The sequence below is a fragment of the Exiguobacterium sp. Leaf187 genome, from assembly GCF_001423925.1.
GTDB lineage: Bacteria > Bacillota > Bacilli > Exiguobacteriales > Exiguobacteriaceae > Exiguobacterium_A > Exiguobacterium_A indicum.
The window spans coordinates 1,535-13,726 of sequence record NZ_LMPR01000002.1 but is presented as its reverse complement, the minus strand read 5'-3'; the positions used below and the strand labels follow the sequence as shown (position 1 = coordinate 13,726).

Below are 12,192 nucleotides of genomic sequence, written 5' to 3'. Positions count from 1 at the left end.
AACTGCATAAGACTTTAAGTACATAACATTATCTGGCCAATTAATGGAATAGGACTGAACTATTTGTTCTCTTCCGATAGCTTTCTATATAATGAAGCCCTAGACACATTTGTAATTTCACAAATTTGATTTACAGTCATATTTCCTTCTTTATATAGCTTTACTGCATAATTCATTCCCGCATGATTTTTATGATATTTCTTTATCCGACCTTTAAACTTTCCTTCTTTCTTAGCCAGCTCAATCCCTTCACGTTGACGCATACGGATAAGATCTCTCTCTAACTGGTTAACACCAGCCATTACTGTAATTAAGAATTGGCTGTATGGATTATCCTCTGATAAATCTAGCCATGTATCCTTGAGTGATTTTAAGCTGGCTTTTTTCCTTCGTATGTAATCGATCAATTCAAATAAATCTTGTGTACTACGAGTAATTCGAGTTAAATCTGTAACATAAATGGTGTCACCATCTTGTAAGTCCTCTAACATTTTTTGAAGTTGCTCACGTTCCTTCGTTGCCCCAGAAACTTTTTCTTCGTATATAATATCCATTCCGAATTCGCTTAGCTGCTGAAATTGTCTTGAAGGGTTTTGACTAGTTGAACTGACACGTACATAACCAATTTTCCGCAAAATATCACCTCACTTTTGAGACAAGTCTTATGAGACGCTAGATCACAGCAATCCACTTCAAAATAAATGACTTGATGAAGTCGCTTCAGATCATAGAAAAACCCTCATTTCGACGTCGAAATGAGGGTTTTTCTATGATCTGAAAAGATGCTGTCTTAGGACATCCTCTCTTCTTTTTTTAGGTTACAAATAGTTCAATGGGTTGACACTATTCGCTGCAGAATAACTGCTGTATTTATAACTGTTTTTATGAATCTCAAAGTGTAAATGATTTCCGAACGAGTTTCCTGTATTCCCAACTGTTCCAATCTTCATACCTTTAGAGACTGTCTGACCACTTTTTACCGAAAGACTATTCATATGAGCATAAACGGTTACGTATTTTTGATTCTTTAGACTATGTGAAATCATAACGTGTTTACCATATGCACCGCTGTTTTTAGAGGTAGTGACTTTTCCACTCGCAGAAGCATAGACAGGTGTGCCTTTTGTTGCAGCTAGATCAACGCCATTATGGAATGTATAACCGTAAGCGCCATTAGATTTTCCGTATCCTTGGGTCAGCCTCCCTTTAGTAGGAGAAGCAAAAAGAGACTCATTATACGTCATTTTTTTTGCAACGTGGCTCTTATATTTTTTTAGGTAAGAACTATAGATATACCGTGTGTTCCCTTTGTAAAGTACTTTTGTCCAAGCTCCTTTTTTTCCTAAATAAGAAAAAGTCTGACCAGTGTTAGTCACGCCGACTATATTGTAATTGAGAGAAGGACCAGTCCGAACACGGAGATTGTCTGTCTTTACTTTTACTTTATATGCACTACTTGCTTCAACTTTTGGGCTATGCATTGAAAAAGTTGTTGTGAGTAAGACGCTAGAAGCGATAAGTATTACCTTGTTTTTCATTAGTTGTACTCCTTTAAAGATAAAGATACGGTGACAAACGATTTGTTAAAAGGAGTATAGCATCACTATATTACAAAAAAGTGTATCAAATTCATTTCAAAAATTGATACGAGATTTAATCAAAAAATGCATAGTTTTTTCACAAACAGATTTTATGTTTAAAATTAAACACATTTCTTTTTTATACATCTTAAAAAAAGATTTATTTTTTAGAGTTCGGAGGAATTTGATGGAGTTATCTTTTTTGTTAGCTTTTGGAGCAGGGTTTTTATCTTTTATCTCGCCATGTTGCCTAGCTTTGTATCCTGTTTTTCTATCTTACATTACAGGAATTTCAGTTACAGAGTTAAAAGAAAATAAAAAGTGGAACTGGAATGGTGTTCCTCATACATTCGTTTTCTTACTTGGATTTTCGAGCGTATTTTTAGTGATGGGTTTTTCAACGTCATATTTGGCTGATTTTTTTATAGTGTATAAAGATGTTCTACGGATGAGCGGTGCACTTATTTTATTCATATTCGGTGTTATTTTAACTGGTCTGTGGACCCCAATATTTTTACTTAAAGAGCGAAGAATGAACTTAGGAAAAAGAAAGCGTGGTTATATCGGAACGTTTATTGTCGGAGTCGGATCGGCTGCTGGATGGACTCCTTGTACAGGACCAATCCTCGCTGGAGTTATTGCTTTGATCGCCACGAATCCTAGTAATGGATTTTTATATATGCTCTTTTATGTACTAGGTTTTTCTATTCCATTTTTCTTGATGTCGTTTTTGGTCGGGAAATCCAGATACTTAATGAATTATTCTTCAAAGGTTATGAAAATAGGTGGCTGGTTTATGATTTTATTAGGTATCATATTGTATTTCGATGGTCTGACGAAACTAACTACAATATTGATTGATTTTACAGGGTTTAGAGGGTTCTGACGCTCTATTTTCTATTTCGAAAGGAGATGCATCGTAAATGTCTCGTGAAAATGTCCTGATAATGGGAGTAGAGGAAAACTGGAAAGTGATGGAGAACATAAAACAACTTAAACCTGTAAGTATAGATATTCATATTTCTTCAAAAGAAGGATGGGTTCGAAAGCTATTTCCTGATTTTAAATATTTTGATTCATTTTCAAAAAAAGAATCAGAAGAAGGGTATATTAGTAATCTGATTGAATATTGTACTTCTCAAGAAATAGGCTGGATTATCCCTTTAAGCGAACAAGAAGCATCTACGTTATCAAAACATAAGTTGAAAATGAGAAAAAATAACGTAGCGTTTATAACATCCTTTGACTGGGATAAAACAGTACTTCATGATTCATTTTCGGTTCAAGGTAATACTTTCACTTATTCTTTTGACCAGATAAAGAATGCGCCTGAAGGTGTAAAGGTGGGGAAAATTGATGCATATGTCGATTATCGATCTAGTGAAGTGATTTGCTGTTTTATGAGAGAAGAGTATGAACGGTACCAAGATACTGTTCTTTCATACGAGGTGTTTGCCAACTCGATTTTAGAGGAGTGCGTAGCAATAATTGCTCAAAGGCTTAATATAAAGGGTTCTTTTTCTTTCGATTATCAACGTGATTCGGAGGGAATGTATACGATTACAAAAATAGAATGTTTCATGACGCATTCTACTCGTGAGGCTATTTTTAGTGATTATGATTTCGCTAATTATTTGTGGAGCAATATTCAAGGAATTGTCCTTTTAAAAGAATCAAATGATAAAAGCTCTTTTGTGTATCGCCTAAATGAAGAATACTTTCTTTTCTAAATCTCAACAGTTTGTTTTTATATGTAATCATCTTAAATGAGAAAGGTACTTTATGAATAAACTTTCATTTAAAATAACGTTATTTTATTTTTTCGGGATTCTCATGATTTTCATTCTCTCATCTGCTATTGTATACAACATTCTTGAGCATCAACAAGTAGAAAGTGAACTGGAGAGCCTTCAAGAGAGAGGCAATAGTCATCGAGATGTTCTTTCCACTAACTTCGACAAGCAAACAGTTGAACACGTTGTTTTAATGGAGGAAAAGGCGATGACTGATGTGATTATCTTAGACAAAAATAATCAAGTCGTCGATTCATCTAACGACGCTGAACAATTTTTGAACCCGGATTGGATTCAAAAAAAGGATGGAATCGTAGAAGGTAATTGGAGAGAGGGCAAATTTTTAGTGACGGTGAGTAATATTGAAGATGGCGGTCAAATAATCATGTTAGAGCCGACGAAGTATATACAGCATTTGATGGGGGAATTGAAACAACAAGTAGTGTTCTCTCTATTCTTGTTAGTACTTTTTCTATTAGTAAGTGTTTATTTTTTGAGTTATATCATTATAAAGCCACTTTTATCAATGAAAGAGGCAACGGTAAAGTTAAGTAAAGGCGAGGTGCTGAAAATCAGAGAAGCTGAGAGAAGCGACGAAGTAGGAGATTTAGCACGAGCGATCACTAAGTTATCTGTTGATTTACGTCACATTCAAAATACAAGAAAGCAATTTCTGACTTCAATCACACATGAATTGCGTACGCCGATTACCTACATCAAAGGATATGCAGGACTCCTCAAAAAAGACGAATCGAGATTTGGAGATATTATCTATGAGGAATCCGAAAGACTTCAAGAACTGATTGAGGATTTGTTTGAACTTGCTAGATTGGAAGAGCCACATTTTCAAATAGATCCTCAGATCACAGAGATGAATGATTTCTTAAAAAAAATCAGTGAAAGAATAATTTTTAAATTTGAGGAGAAACAAGTGAAATTAATTCTTCAAATTAATAAAACTCCCATCTACAAAGAGATAGACCAAGCTAGATTTGATCAGGTTCTCTTAAATTTACTGGATAACGCGCTAAAATATACACATGCGAACAAACGCGTATTTTTAAAACTTGATGAAAACTTTATTGAAGTTACGGATGAAGGTGGTGGTGTGGATGAGCAATCACTCCCGTATCTTTTTGATCGTTTTTATCGAGTAGATTCTTCACGAAATCGTGAAACAGGAGGTACTGGGCTCGGTTTGGCTATCACGAAAGAAATAGTTGAAGCGCACAAAGGGACCATCGTAGCTATTAATGTAGAAAACGGGCTGAAAGTTGTCATTGACTTGAGGGGGATTCCAGGATGAGAACCATTGCTTTGGTAGATGATGAGAATCGAATGTTAGAACTGATTGAACTCTATCTGCAAGACAGTTATACCTGTATTAAGCTGAACAGCGGAAGAGAGATATTGAACTTGATTGATGTAGATGAGCCTGACTTAATCATATTGGATGTGATGATGCCTTTAATGGATGGTTTTGAGACCTGTCAAAGGATAAGGGAAGTTTCGAATGTACCAATCATTTTATTGACAGCACTCGACGGAAAAGAAGAAATCGTAAAAGGATTACAACTGGGAGCAGATGATTACATTGTGAAACCGTTCGACGAGGCGGAATTGAAGGCAAGAATTCAATCGATTTTCAGACGAACTACAGTTTCTTCAGGATCAAAAATCGAATCGTCGGGTCTAATCTTAAATGAAGACGCCCATGAGCTGTATTATGATAATCATTTAGTCAAAGTCACGCCAAAGGAATTTTCATTACTTGCTAAGTTATTAAAAAATCCAGAACGTGTCTATTCAAGAGAGGAACTGCTCTCAAGTTTATGGTTAGCAAATGAGTGGACAGATGAACGAACGGTCGACTCTCATGTAAGAAACTTAAGAGAAAAACTTAGGAAACTCGAGTTTCCTATTGAAGAACACTTTCGCACAGTATGGGGAATTGGTTACAAGTGGGTTCCTTAAATAAGGAGAAATAAGACAAGAGAGGAACGGTTAAAAAACCGTTCCTCTCTTGTTTATCGTTTATTCTGCAGATAGTTCGTCTTCAGTCACCCATTTATGATTTTTCACTTCTTCACCTGTAGTCGATTCGAAATCAATCATATACACTGTTGTTTGCTTAGCTGAGTCGATAGTGGCCGTAGCATCCTTCATTCCTTTCATATGATCCGCGTCTACTTTTACTTCATCGCCTACTTCATAAGGAGATGACTTGGCATCTACAATCTCTTCTTGAATAATCCATTTATGATTCGTGACGCGTTTCCCGCCATTTGTAGGGTCATAAGAAATGCTATAAGCAGTAGTATCATAAGCTCCTACAATTTTAGCCTCGGCCCCTTTCATGCCTTCCATATGTGCTTCTTTGATCATCGCCATGTCGCCAACTTTAAATTTAGGGTTTTTAGCCTCTTGGATCCCTTTCGGAACCTCTTTCGATCCAGACATGTCCATCGTCGAATGATCCATACCGTCCATATTTTTATCCATGCTTCCTGTTGATTTAGAATCATCACCATTGCTTCCGCACGCAGCGAGTGCTAAAGAAAGCGAAGCAGCCATAGTTGTCATAAAAATCTTTTTCTTTAATTTCATAAAAATTACCTCCAATTGTTTTTTTATGCTTTCCATAGACTCTATCACATAAATTTGCAGAAACATTGCAGAGAGCAGAAAAGTAACACATTGAAAAAAACTATAAAATTCATGGGTGGAAAGACATATTTTTTTCACAATCATTCTTTAAGTTAAAGATAATAATTAATTGAAGGGAATGATCCATGTGAAGAAAAGATGGTTAATCGCAACTATCGGTATCTTTACTCTCATGATTATAGTGGGCGGTTCGTATTTACTTTTTATCCGAGGTACTATGCCAAATAACAAACAGCACATGAAATCTATGATGAATGGAGGGAACACTACTACAAATCAGACTATGATGGAAGGTATGGGACATGGCGCGAGTGTCGATTTAAAATCAACTGAAGAAAAAGAGCGACGATTGAACATCCCTAAGATGCTAAAATCCGATCGTGAAACCAAGAATTCCATTCAATACACGATTGTCGCTAAACAAGGGGAGACACAGTTCTTCCGAGATAGTAAAAAAACTGAAACTCTAGGATATAACGGAAATTATTTAGGTCCTGTAGTGGAATTGAAAAAAGGAAAAATGGTAACAATCCGTACGGTGAATCGCTTATCAGAAGCGACTACATTCCATTGGCACGGTCTTGTTGTACCATCATCCGTAGATGGCGGACCACATCAAGTCGTGAAAGCTGGTGAAACGAAGGTAGTAAAGTTTAAAGTGAAGCAAGATGAATCGACATTGTGGTTTCATCCACATCCAATGGGGAAAACTGCTGAACAAGTATACAAGGGGTTAGCAGGATTGTTGTACGTAAAAGATGAAAAAACTAAAGAGACGATGCTACCTCAAAAATATGGTGAAAATGATATTCCATTAATTCTTCAAGATCGAAAAGTTAAAAACAGGAATGTCCTTGGATATGCTGATGTAGAAAAAACAGATGGGGCTTTAGGCGATACCCTCCTCGTAAACGGTACGATTAATCCATATTTCAACGTAAAATATTCGCAACTTAGAGTCAGATTGATAAATGGCTCCAATGCACGTAACTACGTAGTGAAGCTATCTGACGGTTCATCCTTTAAAAAAATTGCTGATGATGGTGGTTACATCTCAAAACCGAAAAACGTAAAGAAAATTGAATTAAGTCCAGGCGAACGTATAGAGGTATTGGTAGACTTTTCAAAAAGAAAAATTGGTGAGACTGTTTCATTTGAGACGAATGGAGTAAGGGTCGTTAACTTCAAGCTGAAGGATAAACAAGGGACGAACCTAAGTGCATTGGCGCCGAAAAGTGGATATGAAAAGCCGCTAAAGACCTTGTCTACAGTGAATCAAAAGTTAATTCTTTTCGGGATGGGCAAAAATGTTGAAATCAATGGGAAAAAGTTTGATGAGAAGAGAATCGATATTAAAGCGAAACAAGGAGAAACCGAAATTTGGGAGGTCTATAATAAAAAAGACATGATGGGTGGAATGACTCATCCCTTCCACATTCATGGAGTCCAATTCAAAGTATTAGAGCGAAACGGACAGAAACTGGATAATCAAGAAGCAGGTCTAAAAGACACTATCGCTATAAAACCAGATGAACGAGTTAAGATTCAGATGACTTTCAAGGAAAAAGGGGTATTCATGTACCATTGCCATATCCTTGAACATGAAGAGAACGGAATGATGGGTCAGTTGAAAGTGGACTAAAAAATAGGTGAATGTTTTCATCTTTTTTTCACAAACTAAGGAAATAGGCTTTGTGTAAGTCAAAAAAGACGGAAAATGGAGGTATTTTAGAATGAATACTGGACAACAAGAAATCTTAGGTGCCCTACACAACTGTATAGTGACTTGTAATGAATGCTTTGATGCGTGTTTGAGTGAACATCATGTTTCTTCGATGGCAGAGTGTATACGTCTAGACAGAGATTGTTCTGAAATTTGTAGTCTTTTAGTACAAGCTATTTCTCGAAACAGCAGCAATATTGATGTTCTTGCAAGAAGCTGTGTTGAAATTTGTGAAAGATGTGCCGACGAATGTTCGAAACATGATCATGATCATTGTAAAAAGTGCGCTGAGGCCTGTAATGAATGTGCAAAAGTCTGTCGTAAATTAATTGCTTAAAGCGAAGTGTTAAAAATGAAGGAGCATCTATGTCGCCATGCCGAAAAAGGTATGAGCTAAAAAGCTGATGCTCTTTCATTATTTATAAGCACTAAGATACTTAGTTATGAAAAAGTTCATAACCCTTATAGACCAGTAGTATGGTGAGAGAAAATAAGGATACATAGAGGATAACGATCAAACTCTTCATAAACACTTTCATGAAAATCAACTCCATTCTATAGGTTGAATTGATTATATAGAAAGTTCGTGAAATTTATGAGGAAATAGACTAACAATCATTTATTATTAAAAAATTTTAATGTAAGAGGTGGTGACTAGGATGGATAAAATATTAATTGTTGATGATGAAATAAGAATGAGGCAATTATTAAGACTCTATCTAGAACCAATAGGATATGAATGTAGTATGGCGAATGATGGGATCGAAGCTTTAGAGAAAGTGAAAAAAGAAACCTTCGATTTGATTTTATTGGATGTAATGATGCCAATGTACGATGGATTCGAAGTATGTAAGAAAATAACGGATTCTCACCCGGAAGTCCCTATCATCATGATAACGGCTCTAAATGATGCTGAATCCATCGTCAAAGGACTAGATGCTGGAGCTACAGATTATGTCACAAAGCCGTTTAACGGGGACGTACTTTTAGCAAGAGTTCGGTCTGTCATGAGAAGGAAAGCAAAAGAACCCGTTATCTACCACGGACTTACGTTCGATGAGAGCAACAATTTAATTTTACTAGATGGCAAGTCGATTGACTTTACACCAAAAGCACATGCATTACTGCGACTATTCCTTCAACATCCTGGAAGGCTGTTCAACAGACTAGAGCTTTATGAATTCGTTTGGTCTTATACGTCAGAATCGGATCCGAGGACAGTTGATTCTCATATTAAGATGATTAGAGAAAAGTTAAGAGAGTTAGATTACCCGATCGATAGGCATCTGAAAACAATTTGGGGGAGAGGATATCGTTGGAGTGAGAATGAAACGAAATGACACTCTTACTATAGGAGCAAAAGTGTCATCATAAAAATCATAAGGGAGTCGGTGTCGGCTTCGAGTATCCATCTTTATATGAAGAATCGATTGCAGAACGAATATCTTTAACCGATTCTCCGTCCCGTTGCTTCAAAATAGACTTTACAGCAATCTCGAGACAGGTGCTGCATGTCGTTCCGTGACTTGTCCATTTCACCGATCCATTCGTCGCGTTTTCTTCTATAAAGCAATCATAATTATTTTTATGATTGACTGTTTCACCGCAACCGCAATAGCAAGGTATTTTCTCTAGTAGTTTACGATTTTTCCCTACAGCTTGATAAACATTTCGTACATCTTCAGGTTGAGTTTTTAAAAACGTGGGAAGTATCAACGATGATGATGTTTCTTCAATCTTGTCACCGCCCATATGTTTCGCATGATCTACCTCCTTTGAATGATTGGGAGTAGAAGACTTCATCGGGGATTGAGCACAGCCGACCGCAATCAGGGATAGGCTAATAAGACTTACGCTTTTTAAGAGTATGTTAAGTTTCACGATTGGATTCTCCTTAGAGATAATTTTGTAGGTGCATAAAACAAAGCTTTTTAATTGCGTTTTTTGTATTAGCTCATTTGTCTGTTCACGATAGTACCTATTCGTTCATTTGACCATAGTCTTCATCAGTTCAGTTAATTCATGAATTGTCATCAATCATTTGATGTCTACCTCGAACTTGTCCTTTAATTCTTTTTAAAGTTTCAGTACTTGTGATTTTGGCGCTAAATAGTCCTATTCAAACAAATGGTCTCATTTTTTAAAATATATCCTATACTTGTATGATAATTTTTATTTTTTAGTGTGTCAAAATACATTTTATATTTATATATATATAAGTTTAACTGGAAGTAAAAACGAGATGTAGCTCTATATAGTCATGATCTCTCTATATACACCATACAGGTATATAGTACGTAAAAGGAGGTTTTCTTATGAATCACCATATCCATCACGAACATACTCATCATGAAGACCAACAAATGAGTGCTTCACATCATGAACATGAAGGAATGATCGGAGACTTCAAGAAAAGATTTCTCGTATCGTTAATGTTGACCATTCCAATCCTGCTACTTTCCAAAATGATTCAAGAATGGTCGGGTATCAACATTAGCTTTCCATATGACGACGTTGTTTTGCTTTTGCTATCCACAATTGTCTACTTCTACGGTGGATGGCCCTTCCTAAAAGGTAGTATTAATGAAATACGCCAAAAAAATCCTGGAATGATGATGTTGATTGCATTAGCGATTAGTGTAGCCTATTTCTATAGTGTCGCTATCATATTCGGTTTCGGACAAGGACATGATTTCTTTTGGGAGTTAGCGACCTTGATCGACATCATGTTATTAGGGCATTGGATTGAAATGAAATCAATCATGGGTGCCTCAAATGCGTTGCAGGAATTAGTAAAGTTACTTCCGAGTGTGGCGCATCGAGTGAAGGATGGGAAGGTTGAAGAGGTGCCGGTCAATGAATTAGAGGCAGGAGATCTCATTCGGATCAAGCCGGGAGAACAGGTACCGGTAGACGGAAAAATCGTCGAAGGAACAACAACGATTGACGAATCAATGCTTACCGGTGAATCACTTCCGGTAGATAAACAGGAGAATGACACCGTGATTGCTGGCTCTATCAATCAAGAAGGTGGTCTGACAGTCGAGACGACAGGTACTGGTGAAGGCACCTACCTTTCAAAAGTCATCGGCTTAGTAAGTGAAGCGCAATCTTCCAAATCACGGACTCAAAACTTAGCTGATCGAGCAGCAAAAATTCTTTTTTATCTCGCGGTGGGAGCAGGTGTTCTGACTTTCGTGATTTGGATTGTACTTGGATATTCGGTTAGTACAGCAATCGAGCGCATGGTAACGGTTATGGTTATCTCTTGTCCACACGCTCTTGGTTTAGCAGCCCCTCTTGTCGTATCCGTTTCTACAGCACTTTCCGCTAAAAGGGGTCTTTTGATTCGAAATCGAACACAATTCGAAGAGGCACGAAAACTAGATGCGGTTATCTTTGATAAGACTGGTACTTTAACGCAAGGTAATTTTGGAGTAACGGATGTGATGGCAAGTACAGGTATAAGTGAGGAAGAAGTATTACGACTCGCAGGAGCCATCGAACAGTCGTCGCAACATCCACTTGCTCGCGGGATCTTGACTGAAGTTCAAAGACGAAAGCTTGATTTACCATCGGTCGCAGGATTTGGATCGATGACAGGCATAGGATTGGAAGGAACAGTCGAAGGAAAGCAAGTCCGCGTCGTTAGTCCGCGATACGTACGGGACAAACAACTCGAAATCGACGAAGTGACATTCGAAGATTTGTCTGAAGAAGGGAAAACGGTCGTCTTTGTCTTAAAGGACACAGAATTAATCGGTATGATCGCCCTTGCCGACCTCGTTCGCGAGGAAGCTAAGAAGACTGTACAGGAATTAAAGGAGAAAGGGATTCAATCCATCATGCTGACTGGGGATAATCAAAAAGTCGCTTCGTGGGTCGCTTCCCAACTTGAGATCGATCAAGTGTACGCAGAAGTATTACCGGATGATAAGTCACGTCAAGTGAGACAGGTGCAAGCAGAAGGAAAAAAAGTAGGGATGGTAGGGGATGGAATTAACGATGCACCAGCTCTCGCACAAGCGGATGTAGGGATTGCGATTGGTAGTGGAACAGATGTAGCTGTAGAAACGGCTGATATTGTCCTTGTCAAAAGTAATCCAAAGGACGTCTTATCTGTCATCGAACTATCGCAAAAAACATATAATAAAATGATTCAGAATCTATGGTGGGCAGCTGGTTACAATATCATTACGATTCCTTTAGCTGCAGGTATTTTAGCACCATACGGCATTATTCTTTCACCAGCGATTGGAGCAGTTTTGATGAGTTTGAGTACGGTCATCGTAGCTATCAATGCGAAAACATTAAGAATTTAATAGAAGTTTGGTATATTTTTTCTTTTTTGTGTATGAACACACCCTATCTCACTTCATGAGTTAGGGTGTGTTCTTTTTTTCAATCAGATAGGATCCCATAGATAAAA

The 12,192-nt window shown here is 37.3% G+C and carries 12 protein-coding genes; 8 read left to right on the top strand and 4 right to left on the bottom strand.

Annotated elements, in window-relative coordinates:
- Window positions 1–59 precede the first annotated feature (59 nt).
- Window positions 60–635, bottom strand: a complete 576-nt coding sequence (locus ASF99_RS00075; protein ID WP_017474137.1) for a recombinase family protein — start codon at window positions 633–635, stop codon at window positions 60–62.
- A gap of 183 nt (window positions 636–818) precedes the next feature.
- Window positions 819–1,538 carry a peptidoglycan DD-metalloendopeptidase family protein gene (locus ASF99_RS00070; protein ID WP_029343438.1) on the bottom strand — a complete coding sequence of 240 codons (720 nt, stop codon included), beginning with the start codon at window positions 1,536–1,538 and terminating at the stop codon, window positions 819–821.
- 229 nt (window positions 1,539–1,767) lie between these two features.
- On the opposite strand from ASF99_RS00070, the gene ASF99_RS00065 reads away from it, so the two are divergent.
- From ASF99_RS00065 to ASF99_RS00050, 4 genes are read left to right on the top strand one after another with little or no spacing between them, the layout of a single operon-like run.
- A complete protein-coding gene (locus ASF99_RS00065; RefSeq protein ID WP_034786404.1) occupies window positions 1,768–2,466 on the top strand; it encodes a cytochrome c biogenesis CcdA family protein in 699 nt (232 codons plus the stop codon).
- Window positions 2,467–2,503: 37 nt separating this feature from the next.
- Window positions 2,504–3,310: a hypothetical protein gene (locus ASF99_RS00060; RefSeq protein WP_050678844.1), complete on the top strand. Its 807-nt coding sequence runs from the start codon at window positions 2,504–2,506 to the stop codon at window positions 3,308–3,310.
- A 52-nt stretch (window positions 3,311–3,362) separates the two neighbouring features.
- Window positions 3,363–4,679, top strand: coding sequence for a sensor histidine kinase (locus tag ASF99_RS00055; RefSeq protein ID WP_050678843.1), 1,317 nt, complete (start codon window positions 3,363–3,365; stop codon window positions 4,677–4,679).
- Entirely contained in the window at window positions 4,676–5,347 is a 672-nt protein-coding gene (locus ASF99_RS00050; protein ID WP_029343435.1) for a response regulator transcription factor, read from the top strand. Before ASF99_RS00055 ends, ASF99_RS00050 begins: the two co-directional genes overlap by 4 nt.
- 60 nt (window positions 5,348–5,407) lie before the next feature.
- On the opposite strand, the gene ASF99_RS00045 is transcribed toward ASF99_RS00050, so the two are convergent.
- On the bottom strand, window positions 5,408–5,980 hold the full coding sequence (locus ASF99_RS00045; protein ID WP_055966246.1) for a YdhK family protein: 573 nt from the start codon (window positions 5,978–5,980) through the stop codon (window positions 5,408–5,410).
- Between the two features lie 187 nt (window positions 5,981–6,167).
- Here ASF99_RS00045 and ASF99_RS00040 point away from each other — a divergent pair, with 187 nt between their 5' ends.
- The 3 genes from ASF99_RS00040 (at window position 6,168) to ASF99_RS00035 (ending at window position 9,103) form a co-directional block, all read left to right on the top strand.
- The gene (locus tag ASF99_RS00040) at window positions 6,168–7,682 is read left to right on the top strand and encodes a multicopper oxidase family protein (protein WP_082486906.1); all 1,515 of its coding nucleotides are present in this window, start codon (window positions 6,168–6,170) and stop codon (window positions 7,680–7,682) included.
- A gap of 91 nt (window positions 7,683–7,773) precedes the next feature.
- Window positions 7,774–8,100, top strand: a complete 327-nt coding sequence (locus tag ASF99_RS17005) for a four-helix bundle copper-binding protein (RefSeq protein ID WP_071908772.1) — start codon at window positions 7,774–7,776, stop codon at window positions 8,098–8,100.
- Window positions 8,101–8,422: 322 nt separating this feature from the next.
- Complete coding sequence (locus ASF99_RS00035; protein WP_050678842.1) at window positions 8,423–9,103, top strand: response regulator transcription factor; 681 nt, start codon at window positions 8,423–8,425, stop codon at window positions 9,101–9,103.
- Window positions 9,104–9,140: 37 nt separating this feature from the next.
- Here the strand turns inward: ASF99_RS00035 and ASF99_RS00030 are convergent, their stop codons facing one another.
- Window positions 9,141–9,644 carry a PCYCGC motif-containing (lipo)protein gene (locus ASF99_RS00030; protein WP_050678841.1) on the bottom strand — a complete coding sequence of 168 codons (504 nt, stop codon included), beginning with the start codon at window positions 9,642–9,644 and terminating at the stop codon, window positions 9,141–9,143.
- Between the two features lie 434 nt (window positions 9,645–10,078).
- Between ASF99_RS00030 and ASF99_RS00025 the strand changes: the two genes are divergently transcribed.
- Window positions 10,079–12,085 carry a heavy metal translocating P-type ATPase gene (locus tag ASF99_RS00025; protein ID WP_050678840.1) on the top strand — a complete coding sequence of 669 codons (2,007 nt, stop codon included), beginning with the start codon at window positions 10,079–10,081 and terminating at the stop codon, window positions 12,083–12,085.
- The last annotated feature ends 107 nt before the right edge of the window (window positions 12,086–12,192 follow it).